The sequence below is a fragment of the Serratia sp. DD3 genome (assembly GCF_000496755.2).
Genome location: NZ_AYKS02000026.1, coordinates 1 through 26673, shown reverse-complemented (window position 1 = coordinate 26673; position 26673 = coordinate 1). Strand labels below are relative to the sequence as shown.

The following is a 26673-nucleotide window of genomic DNA, read 5'->3' as shown; positions in this document are numbered from 1 at the left end:
TTACTGACCAAGGGGGCTTAGGTTTTACTGACCTGGTCGAATATGTTGGCCTGTTCATCCTTTTCTGACTTGGCCGAGTTGCTGCCTATTTTCAGCGGAGCGGCCTTTTCTTTCCCTGGTTGTATCTGCGGAGGCGTTTTTTGCATCAGATGAGATTGACCAATAAACAAGCCACCTTTCTCAATGGAAATTTCATCGGCATAAATATCACCCTGCATACTCCCTTTGGTCAGAATTGACAGTGAGTCCGCATAGCAACGCCCTTCGACTGACCCATTGATCATGATCTGCTGGGCACGGACCTCACCTTTCACTTGACCACTGTGTTCAATACGAACGCTTTGTGTACAGGTAATATTACCCTCGATTCTCCCTTCAACGATGATACTCCCTTCCGCTTCGAACATGCCGGTAAACTGGGTACCTGTGGAGATAAAGGTATCTTTTTTAGCCCGGACAGGCTTGATGGCATCGATGGCGTCGGCCATCATGGCTGATTCAGTGGGCGGTGAAGGCTGTTCGGGCAGCTCATCGGGGGTTGGGGTGTTGTTGGTTTTTTTTTGTTTGTTGAATGACAGCATTTTATTCACCTTTGTTATTTTGCAGATAAAAACCAGTGTCGCTAATGACGCCAATATCAAAACGGTCAGTAGCCCACGTTTAAAGTAGACACCTGCAAGGCTGAACCCTGTTAGCCAGAGTATGATAAATAGAACCCATAATGCCCAGATACACCATAACAAGTTGTAATTACGCATATTTTTAGGTCAGTTAACGTTCATTTTGCAACGGAGCGTGGTGTGTCCGGCACAACCTGCCCACAGTAAGATCACTGTTCCTGTGAGCGTTATCCGCTTTGGTGTGGGGGATAATACTCAATACTTCAATTGTGGTTCAAGTTATCTGGTAGAGACTTGCCATATTCATTTTTTATGGATGCTGGCAGAACCCTTTGTTTAGCTGATTTATTCATCTGTTACCGGGGAGGTGAGTCCCCCCCAATTTATTGCCATTATGCTTGTGGCTTTTTGAACATCGCCAGATATTGGGGCTGGAATATGCACATACGCAACACCGTACGGTATTCACCATTAACAAAGAACTCGTCAATCAGCTCCCCCTCAACTTCAAAACCCAGTTTACGGTAGATATGGATCGCTTTAGGATTCTCTTTGTCGACGATCAGATACAATTTATAGAGGTTAAGTACCGAGAAACCGTAATCCATGGCTAACTTGGCGGCGGTGCTGGCATAGCCTTGACCTTGATGGGTGGGGTCGATAATTATCTGAAATTCGGCCCGACGATGGATATGGTCGATCTCCACCAGCTCTACCACGCCAACCTTGGCTCCTTGATGCTCGATGATAAAACGCCGCTCACTTTGGTCGTGAATATGTTTATCGTAGAGATCGGCAAGCTCGACAAAGGCTTCATAGGGTTCTTCGAACCAGTAACGCATCACACTGGCGTTGTTATCCATCTGATGAACAAAAACCAGATCGTCTCGCTCTAATGGACGCAGTTTAACGTTGGTGGTGCTCGGCATATTTTCTCCTCACAGTTTTCATCTGTGGAGAGTATAAGGTATAACCCCTGAGCCTGATTAAAAAAATAGAGCCTGGATAGTGCGTATCCAGGCCATCTCGTCAGCGTTATTTCAGGGGTAGATATTAGTCTGCTGCGTATCCTTGCTCGGATAAACGTTGCCCATCCAGCCAGGCGGCGTTATCACGCATCTCCAGTCGCCCTTCGATAAACCAGTTCACCACCAGCGGATAGAGGGTATGTTCCTGAGCCTGCACCCGCTCAATCACCTCATCTTCCTCATCACCGGGGAAGATCGGCACTTTAGCTTGCAGGATCACCGGGCCACCATCGAGTTGCTCAGTGACAAAGTGTACCGAGGTACCGTGTTCACTATCACCGTTATCAATAGCCTGGCGGTGAGTATGTAACCCGGGGTATTTGGGCAGCAGGGAAGGGTGGATGTTTAACATACGCCCAGCATAATGTTGCACCAAGGGGTTACTGAGGATGCGCATATAACCCGCCAACACGATGAGATCCGGTTGATATTGGTCGATGGTTTGTTGCAGTGCACTATCAAAGGCTTCGCGGTCAACAAAGTTTTTGGCCTCGAGCACATCAGTGGCAATACCCGCTTCTTTGGCCCGTTGCAGGCCATAGGCTTGGGGAACATTGCTGATCACCGCCACGATATTGGCGGTGATCCGGCCCTGTTGGCAGGCATCGATCAGTGCCTGGAGGTTACTTCCTTGGCCTGAAATCAACACCACAATCTTTTTCATTACTGAATAACCACTTGTTGTTGGTCAGAAGAGGCCGTCAGTGTACCGATTTTCCAGGCTTTTTCACCTGCCGCAGAGAGTAAAGCGAGCGCTTTTTCTGCTGATTCTGCTGGCAATGCAATCACCATACCCACACCACAGTTAAAGGTACGGTACATTTCATGGCGGCTGACATTACCGGCTTGCTGTAGCCAATTGAAGATAGCAGGCCATTGCCAACTCGATTCATCAATCACTGCTTGCACACCAGCGGGTAACACCCGTGGAATATTTTCCCAGAAGCCGCCACCGGTTAAGTGAGCGATGGCATGTACATCGACCTGCTCAATCAACGCCAGGACCGATTTTACGTAAATCCGGGTTGGGGCGAGTAGGTGGTCAGCCAGGGGTTGGCCAGCCAGTAACGTGGTGGTGGGGTCGGTCTGACTGACTTCCAGAATTTTGCGTACCAGCGAGTAACCATTGGAGTGCGGGCCTGAAGCGCCCAGAGCGATCAAGACATCCCCTGACTGTACCTTACTGCCGTCGATGATTGCTGATTTCTCGACCACACCGACGCAAAAACCGGCGACATCGTAATCTTCACCGTGGTACATACCTGGCATTTCGGCGGTTTCGCCGCCTACCAGCGCGCAACCCGATTGTTTACAGCCTTCGGCAATGCCGCTGATCACACTGGCAGCGGTATCGACATCCAATTTTCCGGTGGCATAGTAATCAAGGAAGAAGAGGGGTTCTGCCCCCTGAACCACCAGATCGTTAACACACATCGCTACCAGGTCGATACCAATGGTGTCATGGCGTTTAAGATCCATAGCCAGGCGCAGTTTGGTGCCAACACCATCGGTGCCGGAAACCAGTATCGGCTCACGATATTTTTGTGGTAATGCGCATAGGGCACCAAACCCCCCTAAGCCACCCATGACCTCTGGGCGACGGGTCTGTTTTACTACACCTTTGATGCGGTCCACCAATGCATTACCTGCATCAATATCGACACCTGCGTCTTTATAGCTGAGAGAGGTTTTATCGGTCACTGCGCGATCCCCACGACGGTTTGCGGTTTGAAATGGTGCTGCCGGTGTTGATTCCGGAACAAGGCGCGCCAATTCTAACAGCGTAAGCAAACGTTTGCGAGAGGCTTTGTGACACGCACTGGGATTTTCGTCTATAAGTTATAGCTTATCGGTGATCATTTGCATCAATCAGAGCCTATGGTGATTATTACGCTTTTATTGATCTTGATCGGGCTCTGGGTAGTGGCGTGCTCAGGAAAAGGCGGTATAATCCGGCGATTTTTTTGGCCGTACCGCCTTAAACCGCCTTAATAGGAGAAGAACAATGAAGATCGTTGAGGTGAAACACCCGCTAGTTAAACACAAGCTCGGACTGATGCGTGAACATGATATCAGCACCAAACGTTTTCGTGAGTTGGCTTCTGAAGTGGGTAGTTTACTGACCTATGAGGCGACGGCCGATCTGGCGACAGAAACCGTCACCATTGAAGGTTGGTGCGGGTCAGTAGAAGTGGAACGAATCAAAGGGAAAAAAATTACCGTCGTGCCCATTTTGCGTGCCGGTCTTGGCATGATGGAAGGGGTATTAGAACATGTGCCAAGCGCGCGTATTAGCGTGGTAGGGGTTTATCGTGACGAAGAAACCCTGGAGCCAGTGCCTTATTTTCAAAAGCTGGTTTCTAATATCGCCGAGCGTATGGCCTTGGTGGTCGACCCAATGCTGGCTACCGGCGGCTCGATGATTGCCACCATCGACCTGCTGAAAAAAGCCGGTTGTAGCAGCATCAAGGTATTGGTGCTGGTGGCGGCCCCTGAAGGGTTGGCGGCGTTGGAAAAAGCCCACCCGGATGTTGAAGTGTATACCGCTTCTATTGACCAGTGTCTGAACGAGAAGGGGTATATCGTGCCCGGCTTGGGGGATGCAGGCGACAAGATATTCGGTACCAAATAAATGATGAGCCGACCAGAGAGTCGGCTTTTTAATGCTCCTTGTCTTTCAGGCGTCAACGTGGTTGCTGTTAACACGTCGGCGAGCAATGAGCAGAGCAGAGATAAAATCGCTACTAGAATAGACACTATTGATTTAACACAGAGGAAAGCCACCCATGACCCGTCGCGCCATTGGCGTTAATGAACGTCCACCACTATTACAGACCATCCCACTGAGTTTCCAACATTTGTTCGCGATGTTTGGGGCCACGGTGGTGGTGCCGATCATGTTCAACATTAACCCAGCTACTGTGCTGCTGTTTAATGGTCTCGGCACGCTGTTATACCTGTTTATCTGTAAGGGCAAAATTCCCGCTTATCTGGGCTCCAGCTTTGCCTTTATCTCCCCGGTCATGCTGTTATTACCCTTGGGATATGAAGTGGCCCTGGGTGGCTTTATCATGTGTGGCCTACTCTTTTGCCTGGTGGCCTTGATTGTGAAAAAGGCCGGCACCGGCTGGCTGGATGTGATGTTCCCGCCAGCAGCAATGGGGGCGATTGTTGCGGTCATCGGTTTGGAATTGGCCGGTGTAGCAGCCAATATGGCCGGGTTATTGCCGACGGAAGGTAGCCCCGCCAATAGCACCACCATCATTATCTCGGTGGTAACCTTGGGTGTGACGGTGTTAGGTTCAGTGCTGTTCCGTGGGTTTCTGGCGATTATCCCCATCTTGATTGGGGTGTTGGTAGGGTACGCACTGTCGTTCTTTATGGGTGTGGTCGATTTAACCCCCATTAGTGAAGCTCCCTGGTTTGCTCTGCCCACTTTTTATACCCCACGGTTTGAGTGGTTTGCCATCTTTACCATTCTGCCTGCAGCGCTGGTGGTGATTGCTGAACACGTTGGTCATCTGGTGGTGACGGCGAACATCGTTAAAAAAGATTTGATGCGTGACCCGGGCTTACACCGTTCGATGTTTGCCAATGGGATTTCAACCGTGTTCTCCGGTTTCTTCGGTTCAACACCGAACACCACCTACGGGGAAAATATTGGTGTCATGGCCATCACCAAGGTGTACAGCACCTGGGTTATCGGTGGTGCGGCAATTTTAGCCATTCTGCTTTCGTGCATCGGTAAATTGGCAGCGGCGATTCAGGCAATTCCAGTACCGGTGATGGGCGGTGTTTCTCTGTTACTTTACGGGGTGATTGCAGCTTCCGGTATTCGCGTATTGATTGAATCCAAAGTGGACTACAACAAGGCGAAAAACCTGATCCTGACTTCGGTGATCCTGATTATCGGTGTCAGTGGTGCCAAGGTGCATATTGGTGCGGCAGAATTGAAAGGGATGGCACTGGCGACGGTGGTGGGTGTTGGCCTAAGCCTGTTATTCAAACTGATCAGCCTGTATCGCAAAGATGAAGACGTGATTGATGTGCTGGAAGTCCCTTCCAAGGATCAATAACCGTCCAAGGATCAATAAAAGGTAACAACCTGAAGAACACTATTCAGGTTGTCGTTACCACTCCTCCAGGCCAAGGGCGCACCAGTGCGCCCTTATCAGCCAAAAGCTGTCGCAACTCATTATTTATTGATGGTTTTTTTGTTGGCGATGGCATTGCCATCATCGTTAATCAAACTGTAACTGATACTGTCCGGTTGCCAGGCTATCGCACCACTGATATCCAACGTTTTGCTGGAGAAAGGGGGTAACATGCCAATATCTACCGGGTATGATTGCGTTTTCCCCATTATCTTGGCGGCATTGAAGGTCGCATAATAAGGTGAACTATTTTCCACCTTAAGTTTTAGCGTCCCCGGCAAGCGGATTAGACTAAATTGTTGCAGTTCCAATAGTTTATTAACGCTGGGTTGCAGGTTTTTGGGCCGGTAAAACATCTTCAATTGCAGGCGTATCGCCACTTTCACCCTAGGAACACCAGGGGGTAATTGGCTATCGGTAGGTGGGATTTCGTAAATATTGAGCCAGTACAAAGACTCACGATCCTGTGGTTGCTCAGTCTGGGTTGCCAATAGACGAAGGTTCTTTTTCTCCCCTTGCTCCAGGCGAAACTGCCCTGGCAAGGGGATTACGGGAACCTCTCCCGCTGTTTCTGGGGTTCCTTCCGGTGCCCCATCGTCAATCCAGGTTTGTACTATCACCGGATAGGGGTTTCCGTTTGACAACAGCAGCGAGCGTTCACGATCGGTGGCCGAGAAAACCACTCGTGATGATTCAATAATCACCCCGGCTTGTACCCAACTGCTGATAAATAATCCACCGGCCATACAGAGTTTGATTAATTTCCGCATTATTGCACCTGAATAATGACTTGTGCTGTGGCAGACACTCTACCCGCAGTGACTGGTTTAGCGGGTAACGCTTTCAAGGTGGCATTCAGGGTTTTGGTATAGGTGGTGACACCATTGGCCACAGCCCCTGGGGTCGCATCATCCAATACCGGGTACCAACCTGCATTGTTACCGCCAAGTACCGCGCCACTGAGGGTACTGAGCAGGTTTAATGGAGTACCATTGGGGCGTGAAATCTGAATGCCGACCCCGGTAGCTACATTGGGGTCCTTACCATAACCATCAGATAACAGGTATTTGACCCCGGAACCCGCGGTTCCCAAACCCGCATCGATGGCCGCCGCGGCATTGGCTGGCTTGACCAGAATCCCCATGGCGGTCTGGTTAGCAGCAATACCGCTGGCTATTGCTGCTACACTGTTATTGGCCGGCGCCCCGGTTTGGCAGCTAAACTGAATGGTAATCGGCATTTGACGTGTAGCACCGGCTTTTAATTCTGGCACCGAAATTATCGGGAAGGTGACGGTGGGGGTGACATTGGTGACTGAACAAGTGGCCGAACGGCGGATATAAATGTTGTTATACAGGTTTATTGCGCCAGGCCAATGGCCAGGAAAACCCAGCCAGTAGGATGCGGAATCTGCTCCTACGCTTAAGTTTGGGGAGAGGCTTCCGCCCTTGAAAGCGATATAGGCAGCCGGTTGATATCGTCCATAAATGCCAGGTTCTGACCATGCAACAGCACTGCTTAATTTGAATAACTCCACTTTTGAATCACTGAAGTTTTTGGCTTTAACCAGTATCCACCCTAGCGAGTCGGTATCCAGATTGGTCAATAGACGTGCTTTCCAGTAACGGGAATAATATTCTCCGGTTGTCAGATTGGTGGCGCGTATCCCCAGGCCAGTAATCCAAGTCTGGTAGGTCTCCGGTAGGCCATAAGGTGTGCCGATTTCCAAGGAACCCCCGTAGTAGTCGTCACCATTGGTGGCATAGTATTCATACAGTTTACCTGCTTCACTGGCGGTACAACGGAACAGCACTTGGTCAGAGGTGTAAGGTTGCTCTCCGGATTGTAAAAAACTGACTATCCCACTGGCGATCAAAGTGCCATCTGGCTGGAAAGTCGAGTTATTGATATTGATGACGGTTGGCAAAGTCCCTGCGGATCCCGCTGTATCAACGGAACCAGCCCAGTAACCGACGGTTCCCCTACCTGGCTCGATATAAGTGGGTGAATTTTTATCGGTGCTGGTGTAATTCAAAGCATCAATTCTGTAACATTCAGCCCAGCCTGGCATGCTTGTGGTCAAACCCGCCGTTACCAGCAACAGGCTAGTGAAGCGTTGACGCCAGGTTTTTTTTGTTGTTAGTGGTTGTTGCATGATAACTCCAGACGATAGAGAGACTGATTCATTTCTTGATCACGTAAATCATAATTCAGCGTACATTGTTCACTGGGTGAATCGCCCAATCTCACCCGTAATACACCTTGTTTATCTGCGGGACGGGCATAAATTTGATTACTCTGCCCCACCAGGCCGACGATGGTATTTTGTTTGTCATAAACATTGCTGCCCAGGATTAAATTGTTAACCTGTGGTCCACGTACTTTGATCAGTAATGGATAACCTTCCCGGGTTTTGAAGTGGATTTTGACCACGGAGCCAGCATAGGGCGCGACACGTTGTTGGTTTTCCGACAGTTCAGCATTGGCATTCTCAATCCCCTTGGCATCAAGACCAATATCGTTATAACGGTAAGGGATCAACGAGGGGGCAATGGCATAACCGAAACTATTTATTTTTGCTCCCATCCCGTTAATCACGTCAGCGCCTTTTACCCCTTCTGCTTTAACCAACGCGAAGGTATCACCCAGATAAGGTCCTAGAGTGATACCATCACGGTGCAATACTGCAGCGCCGCGAACACTGGCTCCCCCCTGGGTATAGTTTTGGCCTTGCGAGAAGTTGGCCCCTAATGTGGCCAGAGACGCCTGCTTGGTCAGATTACCGCCCATACTGGTTCCCGTACCGCTGGAATTAAAGGCACCATTCACCGCATAACTGAGGCTTTGGTCTTCACCCAGCGTTCCCGCTAATGAGGTTTGATAACTGGTATTACTGTTCTCGCCAGAAGAATGACTGACGCTGGAAGAGAGGGTTGGAGAATGTGAACTTGCACCTAACGGGATTGAAACCGATAACATAACGATGTTCTGCACTGTACCGCTGGCAACCTGATCGGTTGATTGCATCCCATAGCGGGTACTGCCGGTTTTTTGGCGACCAATTGACAAGTTATAGCTGATATTATTGAAATGATTCGAATAGGCCATTTGATACTGGGTATCACGGCCACGACCACCGCGATAAGTGCTGGTTGAACCAGAAAAGTATAACTGACCGTACTCACCTAAACTTTGGCTGATGCTAGTGACGAATTGATTACTCTGTTGATAGGTACTGGATGACCAAACGTTATCGCTTTTATCGGCATCACGGGTTCCCAGAACATCAACCAAGTCACGATAGCCTTGAGTAGAATGGTGATAGCCTGCCAGTGTGAGGGTGGTGGCAGTGGGCGTAAAGGTACGGCTGTAAGTGGTGCCGAGTCGCCAACCATCAACAGTCTGCCCCCGTATATCTGCCCGTGAATAAGCGGTGTTAAAGCCTAATGCGCCAAACCGACTGGTGAAGACGGCACCACCGAGTAGTGACTGGTAGCCATCAGAAACACGAATCCCTGAATTGGCGGTAATGGCGTTGGTTATCCCTCTCTGATAGGTTAAATCAGCAAATTTGGCCTTGCTGTCAGCGATATTGCGCACCTGTCCGGCCACCAGGCTGAAGTTTCCGTGGCCGGGGCGCATCGAGTCAGGTACGGCAGCAAATGGCACGGTAAATGAGGAAACGCGTCCATCGGCCTCTTGAATCTCTACCGCCAGATCCCCCTGGAAGCTGGTGGGATACAAGTCATCAATAACGAAGGCACCCGGTGCCACCGTGGTTTGATAAATCAGTACACCGGATTGGCGCACGCTGACTTTGGCCGTGGTGGCGGCGACACCACGAATACTCGGCGCATAACCTTGCTGTGATTGTGGCAACATACGCTCATCGGTCTGGAGCATCACTCCACGGAACCCCACACTGCTGAATAAGTTACCGGAGGTGAAACTGTCTCCTACGGTTAACTGGCTACCGAGGGAAGGTAATGGTCGTTGCACGTAAGTGCGTATGGAGTTCCAACGGGTATTACTTGGACTATTGTCACTGGTATAGCGGGTAAAACTGGATTGTTGACGGAACTGCCACAAGCCGAGGTTGATACCTGAATTTAACCCTAAAAAGGCCGAATCCGTCGTATTACCCGATGCTTTGGCGCGATAGTAGTTGGTATCGTAACTGGTAAATGCGGCAGTTTCCCCAACTGATAAATCGTTGACTGGCACGGCACCGCGGGCATCCCGCTGCATCATTATTTGTGGCACGGAAAGATCGAGACGCAGCCGCGCAAAATCGAAACGGCTAGTGGCACCATCAACTTGCTGCTCCAGGCTAAGGCAGTGGGGGCTCTGGTCAGTTTGTTTTTGTATGGCAGCAGGTAAAACACCGGCATCAAGTAGCATCTCTGCTGTTAAACAAGCAGAGGTCTTCCCGGGCGTAGCAGCGCTGAATAGCAGGGACTTACGGGCAAAAAAAACGCCATTGACGAAGATATCAACCTGATAACTACCAGGTTCCACATGGTTAGCCTCGGTGAATTGAGCAAGACTGTTTTCCCCTGTGGTTTCGCCGACCAGCATACTGGCGTCGAATTCAAACTGTTTATGCGCTGTGGCGGCAAAGGCGTGTGGTATCAACAGCCCCAGTAAAATGACCAATGGCTTGATACGGGGGGCATTGACACGACAATGACCCAAGGCGACTCTCCTAAGAGGAACATTGATGCAGTGCGAGGAATTGGTTATTTTTATGTGCATTCCTTTGGTTCCTTAAACGCAAAGATCCTGATGATGACTCAATACGGTGGTTGATCAGTTCAATCTGCTCTCAAGGTTGGTATGGCCGCCATAGTCATTGACTAAGGTAAATTTCACTTTCTGTGCTCCGGCAGGGGATTGGGCACCTTTTTCTAATACCCAGCTTGTTTGCGATTTAGGGGCGACCATATCGACTTTAAAGGGCACTTCTTTATTGCCGATAACGGCGACTGCTTTAATAAAAGAGGCGTAATAACCAGAGTCATTATGTACGGTCATTATCCATTGGCTGTCTTTTTGATTAAGCGAAAAACGCAACTGCTGAGCGACGGTATCTGAACTTCCGCTAATGTTTTTCGGACGGTAGAATATTTTTACCCGGTTGCGTAGTACTACCAGCATCTGATTTTCTGCCTGGTTTGCCATATTTTTTGGAGGGATCTGTACACTGTTGAAGTAAAAAACCGATTCACGGTCTTGAGGTAAATCTTTACCGGTAAATATCAAGCGCACCGATTGACCGGTTTGTGGTTCAATACGGAAAAGTGCAGGTACCACGACAAACGGCCCATCAGCGTTCTCCGGTGTTGATGCCGGATTGTTAATGTCCGACCACATCTGCATCACATACGGAATGTTGTCTTTGTTAGTCAGCTGTATAGTTTGCGATTGTGAATCAGCCGGGTAAATGATCCTGGTGTTGAGCATCACTACGCTGGCACTCACAGGGGTAGGGAGCAACACAGACAGCGCCAATAAAGCACTAAATACCATTGGTGGATATTTGATTGCCACGGGAATTATCCTCTTGGTAAGCCCCTTCCATTCACCTGGAAGGAGCATACTGGTTAGTTACTGATAAGAGACAGCGTACTGAACGCTACCGAAGACTGAGCCCGGTGCTGCGATACCTTCAGCATAATATTGCACGGCGAAATCATGGCTGGCTGTAGTGGCACCGCTGGCCAGAGACAGGCCAGGAGCCCCAGTTTGCCCAGTCAGGTCCAGGGCAACAGTGGGTGTCACTGGGTCAACCAGTCGCAGGGCAACGTTACTGGCATCGCCGGTATTACCCATATTGTTAGCTGCTGTCAGGTTGTTACCGACAAACACCGTTTTGATTGCCGTAACGCTGCCAGACGCGGTGCAACCCGTCAGGCTGATGGTGAAGGGAGTTAGACCAGCCGTTTTTCCGCTGCTGTCAAGGTCTGTGGCTGACACCGTGGGCAGCAGGATGAGCGGTGTAGATGCATTACCGTTGATGTTGATCGCACAAGTCTGGTCGGCAACTTCACCTTGGAAATTAATCGTGTTGTTGGCCAGTGCAGATGCGGATAAAGCCAGGCCTGCAGCAATAATTGCAAGTTTGTTCATTTTCATAGTTACTATTTCCTTTTAGTTCAAATTATCGGTGACGTCTTAATGTCACCATTTCGGGGGTTACAACGTTGTGTTTTTATTATTCTTAGGTTACGACTTAATTAAATTCAGACAACGATATATTTTAATAATCCATTATTTTAGGAATAATCTTAGTAATCATTAATAATAATCGTCCTATTGGTAATATATTGTATAATGGTTTTAATTTTCTTTATTTATTTTATGTTTTTTATTAACTTATTTTTATTTTAAGTGTTATTTTGTTAGAGGTAATCATATTATTTGTTATCATTTTAATACTCATTGGTGACGTAATTTCAAATAGAGCTGCTTGACTTGATTAACCTGATGCGATTTGCTCCAACGGCCTGTGATTTTCACCCTAGTTGAAAATCAGTGCTGAAGTTCAACAGCGTCACGGTTTTGTGCTAGACTGAGGGCGTTTTCTTGCCAGTCTTGGTTGGGGTGCTTTTCTGAATACGTCGGCACAGCTTTCACTGCCACTTTTCCTTCCCGATGATGAAACTTTTACCAGTTTTTATCCGGGTGAGAACTCGTCTCTATTAGCGGCGATCCAGTCTGCACTCCATATGGAGCATGGTAGCTATATCTACTTCTGGTCACGTGAAGGTGGTGGGCGTAGCCATTTGTTACATGCGGCTTGCGCGCAACTTTCTCAGTGTGGCCAGGCGGTGGGCTATGTGCCACTGGATAAACGGGCCTACTTTGTGCCAGAGGTGCTTGATGGCATGGAACAGTTGGCCTTGGTGTGCATTGATAACATTGAATGCATTGCTGGCGACCCTGCGTGGGAAATGGCGATTTTCAATCTTTATAATCGTATTCTGGAAACCGGCTGTACACGTCTATTGATTACTGGGGACCGCCCACCACGCCAACTGAATCTGAGTTTACCGGACCTGGCTTCTCGCCTCGACTGGGGGCAAATTTATAAGCTACAACCTTTGTCTGATGAGGAAAAACTGCTGGCGCTGCAATTGCGTGCCAAACTGAGAGGTTTTGAACTGCCAGAGGATGTGGGGCGTTTTCTGCTCAAACGTCTTGATCGTGAGATACGTGCGCTGTTTATGACCCTTGATCAGCTTGATCAGGCATCAATCACCGCACAACGTAAACTGACCATTCCTTTTGTGAAAGAAATTTTTAGCTTGTGATGGCGCGGTTGAACACGCCAACACAAGCGAGCTTGCCGAGTGGTACAGAGTTTAAATAATTTCCAACACCTGCTCTGGTGGGCGGCCGATGCGGGCCTGGTTGCCTTTTACCACAATCGGGCGTTCAATTAATTTAGGGTTTGCCACCATCGCGGCGAGTAGTTGCTCTTCACTCAACGTTTCATCGGAGAGTTTCAGTTCCTGATAGGTATCTTCTTTTTTGCGCATCAGTTCACGGGCAGAGCTAAAACCGAGCTGTTGCAACAGGGTTTTCAGCTCAGCCACTGAAGGGGGCGTTTCCAGGTAGAGAATCACTTCCGGTTCAACACCCTGTTGTTGCAGCAGTGTCAAGGTTTCTCGGCTCTTGGAACAACGCGGGTTGTGATAGAGAGTGATGTTTTTCATTTCAATGATTCCTTAAATCAAGAGCGCTGGAACTGGCGGAAAGTTTGCTGCAATTGGCGCAATTGGTCGATACGTGCGTCATAGCGTGCCTGTTTCAAACTCCCGAGTTTTTGCAATGCACTGGCGTCACTGAGCAACTTGATCGCCTGGTCCAACTGGCCTGCCAGTGCCAGACTCTCAGCCCGGGCAGCCAGTTCTTCATCGCGTAGCCCTTGTGCCGCACTGGCCTGAGCCAACAGATCCCAACCGTTTTGGTCATTTGGATGGGTAAAGGTATAGCGGTTTAGAATTTGTGAGGCCTTCGCCGGTTGCTTGCCTTCAACGTAAGCATTAGCCAGGTTCAGTAATAACACCGGGTTTTTACTTTGGGCAGCATTGATGGCTTCCAGGCGTGCGATGGCTTGAGGGGCTTTATTCTGACCCAGATCGATATCGGTGATCAGATCCAGCAGCCAGGGGTTTTTCGGGTCAGCAGCCAGCAGGGGCTGGAGGATATTGCGGGCTTCATCGTACTTTTTCGCTTGGTAGTACAGAATAGCTCTGCCGTATTTTGCCGCCAGCTGTTCCCGTACATTGCCCTGACTGTAGCTCATCAGGATATTTTCGTTCAAACCATAGCCTTCTGCACTGTACATACCCAAGGTTCGCACTCTAGCCAACAGATAGTCCTGGCTGGATTGCACCACAATACGCGGCATCTGGTTGGCGCGGTTACGGGAATCAGCAAGGCGACTGTCCGGCAGCGGGTGGGTTAATAGCATTTCCGGTGGTTTGGAGGAATAACGCGAGAGGTCTGACAGCTTTTGCAGAAAATCGGGCATTGCTTCCGGATCGAATCCAGAACGCTGCAGTAACTGAATGCCGATGCGGTCAGCTTCTTGTTCATTTGATTGTGTAAAACTGATAATTCCTTGCTGCGTCCCCGCCATTGTACCGCTGAGTGCCGCCATGCCCATGGCCGGGTTGGCCATCGCCAGTAAAACCGAACCTAATGCACCTGCCCAGGTGAGTGGTGCATTACGCCGTTGGTCTTCCATGGCTCGTGCCAGATGACGTTGCGTGACGTGAGATATTTCATGCGCCAGCACCGAAGCCAGTTGATTCTCATTGTCGGTTTCACGAAACAGCGCAGAGTGCAGTACCACGTTACCACCGAAGAAGGCGAAGGCGTTTATTGAGTCATTACGTACCAAAAAAAAGTGGAACGGCGTGAGCACCGAAGACGCATTGGCCACCAGTCGGTTACCCAGTTGGTTAATATATTGGGTCAGTAAGGGATCATTGATTAATGGCGCGCTGGCGCGCAATTGGCGTACATAAAAATCGCCCATGATCAGTTCCTGACCAATAGTCAGTGTTCCCCCAGCGGCGACACCCATATCAGGTAGTTGGTCTTGGGTTTCAGCTTTTACCGGCGTTGGTGTAGCGGTAAAAAGTGAACTGAGCAACAATACAGCTAATGCTGTTTTGGTAAACCGAGTGGTCATTGTCAGCAATTTCCTCAAAACATAAGTCATTAACTAAGACGCTTACATTAGATAAGAGTTCTTTAGATAAGAGTTCTTTTTCCGGGCCACACTCTCCAGTACAATCAATCCGAAATTGTGTTGGCTCACAAAAATGCCCTTTCTGCGGATGAACAGTTTGACTCGTGTCGTTCATCACACCATAGCCAGCCGCAATCAGCAATCAAACGTTTATAAGATGTAACCTAGTGCTATATACCCAAGTTCAATGGAGTTGCAGGTAGGCGGCAACTGAGCGAAGCCCCAGGAGCTTACACAAGTAAGTAACTGGGGTGAGTAAACGCAGCCAACACCACTGCAGCTTCATTGGTGACGGGTATAGCCATGGTCCTATCTACTGGGGTGTAGAGTAACAAGTTACGCTCCCCCATTATTAATGAAATTAAGGAGCAATCTCTGATGTTGGAGATGTTACTACAGTGGTACCGTCGTCGCTTCACTGATCCGCAAGCCATAGCGTTATTGGTTATCTTGCTAGTCGGGTTTTGCATCCTTTACTTTCTGCACGATATTTTGACGCCACTGTTTGTGGCCATCGCGCTGGCCTACCTGTTGGAGTGGCCCACGGCGCATTTACAGCATTTGGGCGCATCGCGAACTTGGGCGGCGAGTATGGTGTTGTTCCTGTTTGGTGGTATCACCCTGCTAATGGCGTTTGTTGTGGCCCCCACAGCTTGGCAGCAGGGCATCAATCTGGTGAAGGATTTGCCGAACATGCTCAACCAGTTTTACAACTATGGAGTAACCTTGCCACAGCGTTATCCAGCTTTGGTGGACGTAGGCATCATCGATATGATGACGGACAATATACGTGGCCGCTTGTCGGGTATGGGCGATTCGGTGGTGAAATATTCGCTGGCTTCATTAGTTGGGTTGGTGACCCTGGCTATCTACCTAATCCTGGTTCCCCTGATTGTGTTTTTCTTGTTGAAGGATAAAGAACAGATGCTCAATGCGGTACGCCAGGTGTTACCGCGTAACCGTGGGCTGGCCGGGCAGGTATGGATTGAGATGAACCAGCAGATCACCAATTATATTCGCGGCAAGGTACTGGAAATGGTGATTGTAGGGGTAGTGACATATCTGGTGTTCTTTACTTTGGATATGCGTTATTCATTGTTATTGGCTGTGCTGGTGGGGGTTTCGGTGTTGGTCCCTTATATTGGAGCCGTGCTGGTCACCATTCCGGTGGTGTTGGTGGCGCTGTTCCAGTGGGGTATCGGTGCAGACTTCTGGACGTTGATCATCGCTTATTTAGTGGTGCAGGGGTTGGATGGCAACGTGTTAGTACCTATTCTGTTCTCGGAAGCGGTGAATTTGCATCCACTGGTGATCATTCTTTCGATCATTATTTTTGGCGGTTTGTGGGGGTTCTGGGGGGTATTCTTCGCCATCCCATTGGCCACGCTGATTAAGGCAGTGATCAACGCTTGGCCGGACGATACAGCGGCTGGTATGGATGAAAACGCTAATTAAAACGGTTAATCAAGCGCAGCAGTCGTTAAACTGCTGCGCAGGGTTGGGTTACTGCTTGAGATAGTTTAAAACAATGTCGTGATGATTGGTGGTCTTGAAATCATCAAACACTTTTTCAATTTTGCCGTTGGCATCAATCAGGAAACTGATACGGTGGATGCCATCATAGGTTTTCCCCATAAAGGTTTTCTCACCCCAAACGCCAAACTGTTGCGCGACTTGGTGGTCCTCGTCAGATAACAGCGTGAAATTAAGTAACTCTTTCTCAGCAAAACGTGACAGCTTTTCTGGCTTATCAGTGCTGATGCCGAAGATTTCGACACCGGCTTTTTTCAGTTCCTCCATGTTATCCCGTAAACCACAGGCTTGTACGGTACAACCTGGGGTCATGGCTTTAGGGTAAAAGTAAACAAGGACTCGCTGTCCCTGGAGGTCGGCCAAATTAATAACCTCCCCATCCTGGTCGGTTAAACTAAATTTTGGCGCTATATCACCGGCTTTCAATGGGTTCATCACTAATCTCCCTCTTTCTCATCATGCTGCGGATAATTCACAATGCTAATACTGCCTTGTGCATTCAGTTCTGTACATAGGCGATAAAACACTTGCTCAATATTTGATGCATCTTGTACACCGGTACTGTGAGCGGTGATCTGAATATAGAGCTGGGCAGGGAGGCCCCCCTCGGTGACTTGCGTGCGTGATACCAGCTCAGCGATGTTCATCTGCCAGGCGCTGAACAGGCCGGTAAAGCGCTCAATAATGTGCGGGGAGTCTTTGACTTCCACCTGTACCCACACAGTGGTTGGCATCGGCGGCCTTTCTTGCGAGTTTGTGCGCTTCATCACAATCAATAAATCCAGTTCAGCGCCTTTTTGCGGCAAAGTGGACTCGATCAGGGTGATTGCGTTCCAACTGCCTGAAAGCAGCATGATAAAGGTGAATTCTTCACCCAGCATGGCCAGACGGCTATCTTCAATATTGCACCCGCAGCTACTGACGTGGCGGGTGATGGTGTTGACGATACCGGGGCGGTCAGCACCCAGTGCGGTAATCACAAGATAGTGTTCATCTGGCTTAGGCAAAATGCAGCTTCCTGTCGTGTTCAATGGAGTTACCATGGTACACATAAAAAAAACTGCCTGCCAAGCGCTTACCGCACGTTGTTTGCTTGCTTTTACATAGTCGTCAAAAGTACCATGGGGAACTTGTTTGTAGAGGGGACGGCCAATGTTTACGGGAAGTATTGTTGCACTGGTGACGCCGATGAACGACAAAGGTGCTGTCGATCGTGCGAGCCTAAAAAAACTGATTGATTATCATGTATCCAGTGGGACTGCGGCGATCGTTTCCGTAGGAACAACGGGTGAGTCTGCCACACTGGCTCATGACGAGCACATTGAGGTGGTGCTGCAGACGCTGGAACTGGCTGCAGGGCGTATTCCGGTGATTGCCGGAACCGGTGCCAATGCCACCAGCGAGGCGATTTCGTTAACGCAACGCTTGAGCAATACTGGCATCGTGGGGTGTCTGACGGTCACGCCGTATTACAACAAACCGAGTCAGGAAGGTTTGTACCAGCACTTTAAAGCGATAGCCGAAAGTACTGATTTACCTCAAATCCTCTATAACGTGCCCTCACGTACCGGCTGTGACATGCTGCCGCCGACGATCGCGCGTTTAGCCAAAATCAAAAATATTGTGGCGGTAAAAGAGGCAACCGGGAACTTAAGTCGAGTGAGTCAGATCCAAGTATTGCTTGATGATGAAGACTTTATTCTGCTCAGTGGCGACGATTCCAGCTCTTTGGACTTTATGCAACTCGGGGGGAGAGGCGTTATTTCCGTGACCGCCAACGTGGCTGCGCGGGAAATGGCACAACTTTGTCATTTGGCGGAACAGGGCAATTTTGCTGAGGCTCGTCGCTTGAACCAGCGCTTGATGCCATTACATCAGGACCTGTTTGTGGAGCCAAGTCCGACTCCGGTGAAATGGGCCTGTAAAGCATTGGGGTTGATCTCAACAGATACTATGCGCCTGCCGATGCTTCCGTTGACTGATGCTGCTCGTCCTGTGGTAGAGCGTGCGTTGAAAAGCGCCGGTTTGCTGTAACCTATTAGGGATATTTGATGGCTTATTCATTACAGAAGTCGACGGTAGCAACAGTTGTAGGGTTGGCGTTGATGATGACACTGGCGGCTTGTTCTTCCGATCAGCGTGATAATCGCCAGGTCAGTGGCGATGAGTCCTATCTTAACACCGCCCCGCTCAGTCCGTTGAATGCACCGTCTGGTTTGATTTTACCGGTGCAAACCGGTACCTATGACGTGCCAGTCATTACCCGCAAAGGTGATGTTGGTAAGCAACTGGATATTCGTCCACCATCGCAGAGAGTGGCTCCGACGACTGGTGGAGTAGAAAGACCGAGTGTGGTTGCTCCTACTGCTACTGGTGCGCTGGATGTGCAAAGTGGTACCGATGATACCGGTTTGCCGGTGGTGATTGTTCGCGCCCCTTATGTTGTCGTGTGGGAGCGCTTGCCGCCTGCATTGACCAAATTGGGGATGACAGTGAATGATCGCAGCCGTTCGAAAGGCGCTGTAGAGGTTACTTATAAACCCCTGAGTAGCAGTGACTGGCGCGCCTTGGGCGTAACAGACCCGGGGCTATCAGGTGGGGATTACAAGCTGCAGGTGGGTGATTTGGATAACCGTACCAGCTTGCAGTTTATTGATGCCAAAGGTAAGCCGTTGGCACAGCCGCAAAATGACGCCTTGGTGGCGGCATTCCAGGCTGCTTTCAGTCAAACCAATAGCAAATAATCATCATTAAGGGGCTACGGCCCCTTTTTGTTTTGTTGCTACGGTATCGTTTGCGTCACGAATTTGGCACAATATACACAGTTAAAGCAAGCTCGGTATGGCTATTGGTAGCCACGGTATTTATCTGTTCAATTTTATGTTCAGCCAGTTGTCACCTACAGCGCTATATCTCTGTGGTTTACAGGCTGGAAGCTATAACCCTATTGGAGTCACTAAGATGCAAAAGCTAGCTGAGTTGTATCGCGGAAAGGCAAAAACTGTCTATGCCACTGAAAACCCGGATCTGTTAGTGCTGGAATTTCGCAATGATACATCAGCACTGGATGGTCAGCGCATTGAGCAGTTCGATCGCAAAGGAATGATTAACAACAAGTTTAATCATTTCATCATGAGTAAGTTAGAAGAAGCCGGTATTCCAACCCAGATGGAGCGCCTGCTTTCCGATACTGAGGTATTGGTGCAGAAACTGGACATGATCCCGGTTGAGTGTGTGATCCGCAACCGTGCCGCAGGTTCATTGGTGAAACGTCTGGGCATCGAAGAGGGGCTGTTGCTGGATCCGCCACTGTTTGATCTGTTCCTGAAAAATGATGCGATGCACGACCCTATGGTTAATGAATCCTATTGCGAAACGTTTGGTTGGGCGAGCAAAGCTCATCTGGCTCGGATGCGTGAGTTGAGCTACAAGGCCAATGAAGTGTTGAGTAAGCTGTTTGATGATGCAGGGCTGATCCTGGTGGATTTCAAGCTGGAGTTTGGCTTGTTCAAAGGTGAAGTGGTGCTGGGGGATGAGTTTTCACCAGACGGTAGCCGCCTGTGGGACAAAAAAACGTTGGATAAAATGGATAAAGATCGTTTCCGCCAGAGCTTGGGGGGGCTGATCGAAGCCTATGAAGATGTTGCCCGGCGTATTGGGGTGAAATTAGACTAACGGCTTGTCGCCATTCAAGCACCAGGTAACAACGCTGCAGCTTGAATGGCGATGGTTATACCGTATGTGCTCAATCAAGTTGCAGTTAAAAAGCCATAGCGACATCGTGTTTATCAGCTATTAAGCGCCTCAACCCGCTGGTGGGTTGCCTGACTTATCCTGTCTATAACTGCGCATAACGGATTCAGAGCATGATCTGCAGCCCAGCCTGTAGTGCATCAAAGACCAGCCGAATACGCGTATTGTGGCGTAATTCACGATGTGTTGTTAGCCACAATGGCATGGTATATTTTTTGTCTACAGGCATGACCGAGAGCATTTCCGGCCAGCGTGAGGCAATACAGTAAGGTGCAAAGCTGATGCCGAGCCCGGCCAGTGCAGCCTGCCAACAAACAATGTGATTATCACAGCGAAAAGCAAAGAACTCGCGGGTGACAGGGACTCCGGACTGATTAAATGCGCGCAATAATCTATCGGAAGTATCCAGACCAATCCAGTCGTAACGCTCGGGGTACTGCCAATCAACAATACCCCCAACGCGCTCAAGATAGCTTGAATGAGCGAATGCCCCGACATTAACGTCACCAAGTTTTTTTGCCACCAGTCCCCCTTGCTGTGGACGGACATGACGGATGGCAATATCTGCCTGACGCTCAAGTAGGTTTTCCACATTATCTGAAGCTAATAGCTCAATCTGAATCTGCGGATAGTTCTGCCGAAAGCGTTGCAGAATTGGCGGCAGAATATAGGCGGAGGTCATTTCGCTGGCAGTTAGACGAACACAGCCATCCAATTGCTGGTTTTGTCCCAACGCACTGAGTGAAATAGCCTGTGCAGCCGATTCCATTTTGCGTGCTAGAGCAACCAGCGACAAACCACTCACTGTCAGGCGCAAGCCACGTGCAGCCCTTTCAAATAATGTAATACCGAGCAGCGATTCTAGTTCGGCAATCTGCCGACTCAGTGTTGGCTGGCTACTGTGAAGCAGACGACTGGCACCAGTGAGGGAACCCGCATCAACCACGGCTAGGAATACGCGTAGTAGATTCCAGTCTGGCAATGTCGTTCCGATCGTCGATGTTGAGTCATTCATTTTTGAATAGTTCGTATTTAATTATGCGTATTGTTCACTTTATAACAATGTTCAACAATAAAACACGGTTATCAGTTTGAGGTGTTCATGGATTCTTCTTCGGTGCTTATTCTTGGGGCTAATGGGCGTTTTGGTCATGCAGTTTGTCAGGCTTTTTCTGCTGCTGGTTGGCACGTGCTGGCACAATGCCGTCGTCCGCCGAAATACCTGCCTGCTACTGCGAAGGCACTTATTATTGATGCTCTGGACACGCCAGCTCTCTGTCGAGCGGCAAAAGGCGTTGACGTGGTGGTAAATGCTCTGAGCCCGCAATATACACAATGGCAGCAATTGGCATTACCACTGGCAACCAGTGCGTTAACGGTGGCAAAAACCAGTGGTGCTTTGTTGATGATGCCGGGTAATGTCTACAACTTTGGCGATGACTTGCCCTCTGAGTTATATGTGAAAACACCTCAGATCGGCAGTCATAGCAAGGCGCGCATACGCATAGCAATGGAACAACAGCTACACGCCGCCACGGAGGATGGTATCGATAGCATCATTGTCCGTGCTGGTGATTTCTTCGGTGGCCCGATAGGGGGGGCATGGTTTGATCTGGCTATCAGCCAATATCTGCCGCAGGGAAAGTTTGTTTATCCAGGTAGATACGATATTCCCCATGCATGGGCCTATTTGCCCGATCTGGCAGCCTGTTTTGTTAAGCTGGCGGAAAAAAGGCAGCGTTCGCTGGGGGTACAGGTTTTCCACTTTCCTGGTAACACAGTGACGGGGGATGAGTTGTATCAGGCGCTGCAGATTGTCTATGGGCGGCCTTTACGCCAGCGGGCTTTCCCATGGTATTTGTTGTATCTGGCAGCGCCGTTTTCACCGATGATACGCGCCACAGTGCGGATGCGCTATCTGTGGCAGAAACCGCATAGGTTATGTGACGACGCATTACTTGAATACCTAGGGTCAGTGCCACAAACTCCGTTGCTGCAGGCTTTGGCTGATGCACTTACTGCACTTGGTCTCCCGGTTCCTGAATCGTAGGGCAGACTTGAATACTTACTTCTTTTGCTACCTAACTGCATCATAATTTCACTTGGGTATATAATATTCGTCACTCTTCCGACGATAGCGCTATTTTCAGGTTGAATTTGAATGTTACAGGCAATGCAACAATGCATGCAGCGGCAAGGGATCCGGCGGCTCTTGGTGATTAGTGGCGAGCCACTCTGGTGTCGGGAGCAGGCTCAACAACTTGCCACATCGCTTCTGGGAGATGTGCTGTGGGTGAGTGATGATGCTCCGTTGGGTGTTGAAGCACTGACTGGCAACACCGTTAAAACCTTGTTGGGGCAAGAGCGACGGCATGCCGTTTTTGATGCAACAGCAGGGCTGGACGTAGAAGCATTGGCGCAACTTTGCGGAGCCTTATGTGCCGGTAGTTGGTTACTATTATTGGTGCCATCTTGGCAGCATTGGGCGCAACAGCAAGATAGTGACAGCCTGCGTTGGGCAGATTGTTTACAGCCTATAGCCACCCCAAATTTTATCCATCACTTACAGCAACAGCTATTGGCTGACAGTGAAGTGTCGATTTGGCGTCAAGATGAGCCATTACATTTGGCCCCTTTACCACCGCGCCAAGATTGGCAACCACCACCAGGGCACCCTAGCGCCGAACAGCAGGCGATTCTCACTCGCTTGTTGGCGGCAGAGTCCGGTATCTGGGTATTAACTGCCGCCCGTGGACGGGGCAAGTCCACGTTGGCAGGGATGCTAGTCTCCCAGAGTCCGTTAAGTTGCTGGGTCACCGGGCCAAGCCGTGGCGCCACCGAAGTTGCCAGTCAATGGGCTCAGGGGCGGGCTCAATTTTGGTCCCCGGATGCTTTACTGCAACATTGCCGTCAAAATCCAGCCATTGATGCCGGTTGGCTGCTGGTGGATGAAGCGGCGGCGATCCCGGGCCCGTTGTTGCAGCAATTGATCAGTTATTTTCCTCGTGTATTACTGACCACCACGGTACAGGGCTATGAAGGGACCGGCCGAGGGTTCCTGTTGAAGTTCTGTGCTGCATTACCGCAATGGCAGCCATTAAGCTTGCAGCAACCAATGCGTTGGGCAATGGGGGATGGGCTAGAGCGAATCATCGACCATGCCTTACTGTTTAATGAAGAGCCGTTCTGGCAAGCAACCCCGCAACTGCCGGTGATTGAACCGATTGAACAGACAGAACTCTGTGCCGAACCAGCTCGGTTACGGCGATTCTATGCATTACTGTGCAGCGCACATTACCGCACCTCACCGTTGGATTTACGACGTCTGATGGATGCACCGGGGATGCATTTCAGTGCTGCCACTCTGCAAGATGAAGTGGTTGGCGGGTTGTGGCTGGTGGATGAAGGGGGGCTGGAGAGTGAACTGGCCCATGATGTTTGGGCGGGGCGGAGAAGGCCACGGGGCAACCTGGTGGCGCAATCCTTGGCGGCACACAGTGGGCAATGGTGGGCACCGATGTTACGTTCACGCCGTATCAGCCGTATTGCGATATTACCTGAACTACGTCAGCAAGGGATTGGCACCTGGTTGATTGAGCAACAGCAGCAATGCACACAGGGGCTGGATTTTCTTTCTGTCAGTTTTGGTTATACCGAATCGTTATGGCGTTTTTGGCACTCGTGCGGTTTTATTCTGGTCCGTATTGGCAATAAAGCGGAGGCCAGCAGTGGCTGCCATACCGCTATGGCGCTGTTATCCATCAGTGAGCAAGGGAAAGCCCTGTGCGATGCGGCACATAGGCAACTCACCCGGGATTGGCGCTGGTTACGGCAGCGCAACCCGCTGCCACTTGATATTGCCGATGATGATAGCGAACCATTATTAAATGAGGCAGATTGGCGAGAACTGGCGGGGTTTGCTTTTGCGCATCGGCCATTGGAAGCCAGCTTGGCGGCATTGCAGCGTTTATTGTTGACCTCAGAACACCCTTGTTTTGCATTACGCAGCCACTTACAACAACAGCACACCACCGAGCAATGCATCGCCGAACAGCGGCTGACTGGACAAAAAGCGCTACTACGCTGTTTTCGGCAAGAGACTGCGCAGGCTCTGGAACAGCTGGACAAACAGCGCTGCCGTGACTGGCAACAGTGGTCACAATCAACCAGGGGATGATGGCCCATGCTCTGTCGCGTTTACATTACTATACCCGTGATACTTCAAGTTGCTTGAAATCCTTGTTAAGTCCGAGATACTCGGGACAATCGCACTGAGGGGCACTCCGGCGGTTCACGCCGCTACGACCCCTTCAGCACGTTTTCCCTAATAACAGGACTGGCTGCGAACGGTGATAACCCGCACCATCTAGAATAACATGGGATTTTTGCTCGTAATTAGGATGAGTTTTTCATATCTCATTGAAAAAAAGATATAAATTATATTCATTTATCGTTTTATATTCGCAGATTAGTGGTGTCGCCAGAGACTGCAGATTCAGCGTGCCCATGATGTTCAGCCGTGTACTGCTAGCCGTCGTTTTTACCGCTTTCCTGTGGCCCATGCGTATCCAGCCATAACTGATTTTAGTGGCCTGAGTCGGATGGACTGCATCAATAAAAATAATTGGCTCACTGCCTAATTTTTCTTTCAGTTCTTCATAATCTTCAATGAATTGTCTTTGTTTCTCTTCGCTGAATTTATGAGGAATACCTGACAGCTTTTTGTAAGTGAAACTGTTACGGTGCAGCCAGTTATTCATTGCTGGAACGCTGAAAGTCACATTCCACGCGCGGACAATAAACGCAATAATATCATGGAGATGGTGAAACAAATTATCGGATAACTGAGCGATTAACAGAGCTGTTTGTTCAGCACTGAGTTTGTTGTTTGAGCCACCATTTTCAGGTTTTAAGCTTTCCTTTATTCAGGAACTCGCTGATATCGTGGTCAACGGTTGTCTGATGCAGGCATACAGGCCCGTTGCTGGGTCTGTATCAGCATTCTCAAATTCCCCGTATGTTACTCTGCTGCCTGAAGGGGGATGGGTAGATAACCCCCCTTGTTCCTACTGCTAGAACCGCCCTTCCTGTTGGTGTTTTAGACATTATCTCGCCTCCGTCATTGATTTATAAATCAACCATTTCATTAAATCAGAAGAATTTAGATATAAATTCTGTGTATAAACTTAAATTAATAGGATTACTCTTAAACTATAGTTTTATTAAGGTTTTTATGTTGATTAAATATGCTCAGGAAGTACTCTAAGGAGAGATTAATCAATAGGAAACATCGTGTTGTACTGCTGAGAGCTACAACGTGAATAGCCGTGCGTCAATGAGTTAACTCAAAGGGACTATCGAAGCTGAAAATGAACAAACTCACCATGATTGCTAGCAGCCTGCTTTTATCCGCAGCAGCGCAGGCAAATAACACCATTAACTTTCAAGGGGAGGTTGCAGGCCAGAGCTGTGCAGTCAGTATTAATGGCAATGCATCGGCACCGTTGATCCTGTTGCCAACCGTATCATCTGCATCACTCGGTTCTGTGGGCAGCACGGCGGGACAGACAGCATTCACCATTGGTTTAACGGGGTGTACTGCCTCTGGCACGGAACAGACCATCGATACCGTATTTGTGGGTAACAACCTGAATGCGGCTAAGCGACTGACTAATACCGGTAGCGTACAGAATGTCTCTTTAGAGTTGGTTGTTCCGGTAAACGCTGCCGTTCCACTCGGTCTGACAGGGCAAAAGGGCGCGGCAGGTCCGATCCTGGTTGCTGACGCAACAACAGCAAGCCATGACTTCGCGGTGAGATATTGCACCGAAGGTACCGTGACGAAGAAACCTGCTACAGCCGCGTTAAATCGCAACACCTAATGCCGTTCTATTTTCCGTTTCAGGCAGGTATTTAGGTGAAAGGTGCAGGCAGGGAGAGCCAATACCCAAGTAACTTGAAGCATAAAAGATATCTACCGTTACCCATTAAAATAAAAGTTTCAACCAATAGGAGTAATAATATGAACGCAAATGAGTTTATCACTAATCCACGAATGCATTCTTGGAGTAAAGATGACAGGACCATTTATCCTCTGCTCAGTTTTGAAGTTAATCCCGATGTTACCGAGGAGGATAAGCAAATAAAAGTCGGTATTTACTTGGTCAATGCTGAATTTGATTTCGCCCTTGCTAGGGAGGTCCTAGGACGTGAAATACCCAGAGGGACGGCTGGTGGCTTTTATTTATGTCTTAATAAACCAGCTTTAAATACTGTTTCGCTGGCTATTTCTGATATTGGGGTTGGGGGGGGTACTGTGG

General features: G+C 49.3%; 25 protein-coding genes and 1 pseudogene. 11 read left to right on the top strand and 15 right to left on the bottom strand.

Annotated features, from left to right (window positions below; genetic code table 11):
* Positions 1-17: 17 nt before the first annotated feature.
* The 4 genes from IO95_RS23415 to purM form a co-directional block, all read right to left on the bottom strand.
* Positions 18-581: a polymer-forming cytoskeletal protein gene (locus IO95_RS23415; RefSeq protein WP_023489276.1), complete on the bottom strand. Its 564-nt coding sequence runs from the start codon at positions 579-581 to the stop codon at positions 18-20.
* Between the two features lie 431 nt (positions 582-1012).
* Positions 1013-1549 carry a spermidine N1-acetyltransferase gene (speG, locus tag IO95_RS03755; RefSeq protein WP_023489277.1) on the bottom strand — a complete coding sequence of 179 codons (537 nt, stop codon included), beginning with the start codon at positions 1547-1549 and terminating at the stop codon, positions 1013-1015.
* A 124-nt stretch (positions 1550-1673) separates the two neighbouring features.
* Complete coding sequence (gene purN, locus IO95_RS03750) at positions 1674-2312, bottom strand: phosphoribosylglycinamide formyltransferase (RefSeq protein ID WP_023489278.1); 639 nt, start codon at positions 2310-2312, stop codon at positions 1674-1676.
* The gene (gene purM, locus IO95_RS03745) at positions 2312-3349 is read right to left on the bottom strand and encodes a phosphoribosylformylglycinamidine cyclo-ligase (protein ID WP_023489279.1); all 1038 of its coding nucleotides are present in this window, start codon (positions 3347-3349) and stop codon (positions 2312-2314) included. The genes purN and purM overlap by 1 nt, the downstream gene beginning before the upstream one ends.
* A 304-nt stretch (positions 3350-3653) precedes the next feature.
* On the opposite strand from purM, the gene upp reads away from it, so the two are divergent.
* Both upp and uraA read left to right on the top strand, forming a co-directional pair.
* Positions 3654-4280, top strand: a complete 627-nt coding sequence (gene upp / locus IO95_RS03740) for a uracil phosphoribosyltransferase (RefSeq protein ID WP_023489280.1) — start codon at positions 3654-3656, stop codon at positions 4278-4280.
* Between the two features lie 154 nt (positions 4281-4434).
* Positions 4435-5724, top strand: a complete 1290-nt coding sequence (gene uraA, locus IO95_RS03735) for a uracil permease (protein ID WP_023489281.1) — start codon at positions 4435-4437, stop codon at positions 5722-5724.
* A 119-nt stretch (positions 5725-5843) separates the two neighbouring features.
* On the opposite strand, the gene IO95_RS03730 is transcribed toward uraA, so the two are convergent.
* From IO95_RS03730 to IO95_RS03710, 5 genes are all read right to left on the bottom strand, one after another.
* On the bottom strand, positions 5844-6572 hold the full coding sequence (locus IO95_RS03730; protein WP_023489282.1) for a molecular chaperone: 729 nt from the start codon (positions 6570-6572) through the stop codon (positions 5844-5846).
* Entirely contained in the window at positions 6572-7957 is a 1386-nt protein-coding gene (locus IO95_RS03725) for a fimbrial protein (protein WP_023489283.1), read from the bottom strand. Before IO95_RS03725 ends, IO95_RS03730 begins: the two co-directional genes overlap by 1 nt.
* Entirely contained in the window at positions 7942-10497 is a 2556-nt protein-coding gene (locus IO95_RS03720) for a fimbria/pilus outer membrane usher protein (RefSeq protein WP_051791089.1), read from the bottom strand. The genes IO95_RS03725 and IO95_RS03720 overlap by 16 nt, the downstream gene beginning before the upstream one ends.
* A 114-nt stretch (positions 10498-10611) precedes the next feature.
* The gene (locus IO95_RS03715; RefSeq protein WP_235186731.1) at positions 10612-11400 is read right to left on the bottom strand and encodes a molecular chaperone; all 789 of its coding nucleotides are present in this window, start codon (positions 11398-11400) and stop codon (positions 10612-10614) included.
* Between the two features lie 9 nt (positions 11401-11409).
* Positions 11410-11931: a fimbrial protein gene (locus tag IO95_RS03710; RefSeq protein ID WP_037383924.1), complete on the bottom strand. Its 522-nt coding sequence runs from the start codon at positions 11929-11931 to the stop codon at positions 11410-11412.
* A 482-nt stretch (positions 11932-12413) separates the two neighbouring features.
* On the opposite strand from IO95_RS03710, the gene hda reads away from it, so the two are divergent.
* Positions 12414-13115 carry a DnaA inactivator Hda gene (gene hda / locus IO95_RS03705; protein WP_037383915.1) on the top strand — a complete coding sequence of 234 codons (702 nt, stop codon included), beginning with the start codon at positions 12414-12416 and terminating at the stop codon, positions 13113-13115.
* Between the two features lie 51 nt (positions 13116-13166).
* On the opposite strand, the gene arsC is transcribed toward hda, so the two are convergent.
* Positions 13167-13520: an arsenate reductase (glutaredoxin) gene (gene arsC / locus IO95_RS03700; protein WP_023489288.1), complete on the bottom strand. Its 354-nt coding sequence runs from the start codon at positions 13518-13520 to the stop codon at positions 13167-13169.
* A gap of 17 nt (positions 13521-13537) precedes the next feature.
* The gene (locus IO95_RS03695) at positions 13538-15007 is read right to left on the bottom strand and encodes a M48 family metallopeptidase (protein WP_023489289.1); all 1470 of its coding nucleotides are present in this window, start codon (positions 15005-15007) and stop codon (positions 13538-13540) included.
* A gap of 438 nt (positions 15008-15445) precedes the next feature.
* Here IO95_RS03695 and IO95_RS03690 point away from each other — a divergent pair, with 438 nt between their 5' ends.
* A complete protein-coding gene (locus IO95_RS03690) occupies positions 15446-16522 on the top strand; it encodes an AI-2E family transporter (RefSeq protein ID WP_023489290.1) in 1077 nt (358 codons plus the stop codon).
* 48 nt (positions 16523-16570) lie between these two features.
* On the opposite strand, the gene bcp is transcribed toward IO95_RS03690, so the two are convergent.
* Positions 16571-17035: a thioredoxin-dependent thiol peroxidase gene (gene bcp / locus IO95_RS03685; RefSeq protein ID WP_023489291.1), complete on the bottom strand. Its 465-nt coding sequence runs from the start codon at positions 17033-17035 to the stop codon at positions 16571-16573.
* A gap of 2 nt (positions 17036-17037) precedes the next feature.
* Positions 17038-17643 carry a glycine cleavage system transcriptional repressor gene (locus IO95_RS03680; RefSeq protein WP_200874148.1) on the bottom strand — a complete coding sequence of 202 codons (606 nt, stop codon included), beginning with the start codon at positions 17641-17643 and terminating at the stop codon, positions 17038-17040.
* A 109-nt stretch (positions 17644-17752) separates the two neighbouring features.
* Between IO95_RS03680 and dapA the strand changes: the two genes are divergently transcribed.
* The 3 genes from dapA to purC all read left to right on the top strand — a co-directional run bounded on the left by dapA (position 17753) and on the right by purC (position 20275).
* Positions 17753-18634 carry a 4-hydroxy-tetrahydrodipicolinate synthase gene (gene dapA / locus IO95_RS03675; protein WP_023489293.1) on the top strand — a complete coding sequence of 294 codons (882 nt, stop codon included), beginning with the start codon at positions 17753-17755 and terminating at the stop codon, positions 18632-18634.
* Positions 18635-18651: 17 nt separating this feature from the next.
* A complete protein-coding gene (gene bamC, locus IO95_RS03670) occupies positions 18652-19344 on the top strand; it encodes an outer membrane protein assembly factor BamC (protein WP_023489294.1) in 693 nt (230 codons plus the stop codon).
* Between the two features lie 217 nt (positions 19345-19561).
* The gene (gene purC / locus IO95_RS03665) at positions 19562-20275 is read left to right on the top strand and encodes a phosphoribosylaminoimidazolesuccinocarboxamide synthase (protein WP_023489295.1); all 714 of its coding nucleotides are present in this window, start codon (positions 19562-19564) and stop codon (positions 20273-20275) included.
* A gap of 184 nt (positions 20276-20459) precedes the next feature.
* Here purC and IO95_RS03660 read toward each other — a convergent pair whose 3' ends face one another.
* Complete coding sequence (locus IO95_RS03660) at positions 20460-21368, bottom strand: LysR family transcriptional regulator (RefSeq protein ID WP_023489296.1); 909 nt, start codon at positions 21366-21368, stop codon at positions 20460-20462.
* 87 nt (positions 21369-21455) lie between these two features.
* On the opposite strand from IO95_RS03660, the gene IO95_RS03655 reads away from it, so the two are divergent.
* Together IO95_RS03655 and IO95_RS03650 are read left to right on the top strand one after the other, a co-directional pair.
* Positions 21456-22403, top strand: coding sequence for an NAD(P)H-binding protein (locus IO95_RS03655; RefSeq protein ID WP_023489297.1), 948 nt, complete (start codon positions 21456-21458; stop codon positions 22401-22403).
* A gap of 111 nt (positions 22404-22514) precedes the next feature.
* A complete protein-coding gene (locus tag IO95_RS03650) occupies positions 22515-24530 on the top strand; it encodes a tRNA(Met) cytidine acetyltransferase TmcA (RefSeq protein ID WP_023489298.1) in 2016 nt (671 codons plus the stop codon).
* Between the two features lie 157 nt (positions 24531-24687).
* Here the strand turns inward: IO95_RS03650 and IO95_RS03645 are convergent.
* Positions 24688-25321 (bottom strand): annotated as a pseudogene (locus IO95_RS03645) (IS630 family transposase); the annotation flags it as partial.
* A gap of 401 nt (positions 25322-25722) precedes the next feature.
* Here IO95_RS03645 and IO95_RS03640 point away from each other — a divergent pair.
* Both IO95_RS03640 and IO95_RS03635 read left to right on the top strand, forming a co-directional pair.
* Positions 25723-26235 carry a fimbrial protein gene (locus IO95_RS03640; RefSeq protein ID WP_023489300.1) on the top strand — a complete coding sequence of 171 codons (513 nt, stop codon included), beginning with the start codon at positions 25723-25725 and terminating at the stop codon, positions 26233-26235.
* Positions 26236-26375: 140 nt separating this feature from the next.
* Positions 26376-26673 (top strand): hypothetical protein (locus tag IO95_RS03635; RefSeq protein WP_037383910.1); only part of this gene is annotated, 298 nt, incomplete at its 3' end.